Genomic DNA, 476 nt, shown 5'->3' with positions numbered 1-476 from the left:
CGCGCGTCGCGGAGTCGCGTGCATGAATCGCATCGCCCTACTGGTCCTCCTCGCCCTCGGCGCCTGCGCGCCGGCCCCGCCCCTGCCGCCTGGCGCGCGCCCCGACCTGGCACGCGAATGGCTTGGGCCGGGCGGCTATCGCTGGCCGCCCGACAATGGCTTCGCCGAACGCGCGACCTTCATCGTGCTGCCCGAGGGGATGCTGCTGGACCGCTTCGGCGCCGAGACCGGCCGCTTCTTCAGCCCGCGCGGCGCCGCCTTCCGCGCCCGCGCCCTGCCGGGCATCTGCGCCGCCCTGCCCTACCACGCCTACCGCGTCACCGCGCCGCTGCTGGCCCGCGTCGGCCCCGCCGCGCCCTGGTTCGACGAACCTGGCGGCGCCACCCAGGTGATGACGGACGCCACCGCGGCCCAGCTTCTCGCCCATGGCACGCTGGTCGCGGTATCCGGCGCCGATGCCCCCTGCCCCCGGTGAG

Annotated in this window: 1 protein-coding gene; it reads left to right on the top strand. The window is 76.5% G+C overall.

Translation table 11 applies throughout. The features are described 5' to 3' along the window. The coding region (locus tag ACLD7X_RS18700) for a TNT domain-containing protein (protein WP_411425180.1) at window positions 1-475 on the top strand (475 nt) is incomplete at its 5' end. Between the last annotated feature and the right edge of the window lies 1 nt (window position 476).

This window comes from Aphanothece microscopica RSMan92, assembly GCF_046613545.2.
In the GTDB taxonomy this organism is placed as follows: Bacteria; Cyanobacteriota; Cyanobacteriia; order PCC-6307; family Cyanobiaceae; genus NIES-981.
Note: the sequence above shows the minus strand (reverse complement) of the source record. Positions and strands in the feature narration are given on the sequence as shown.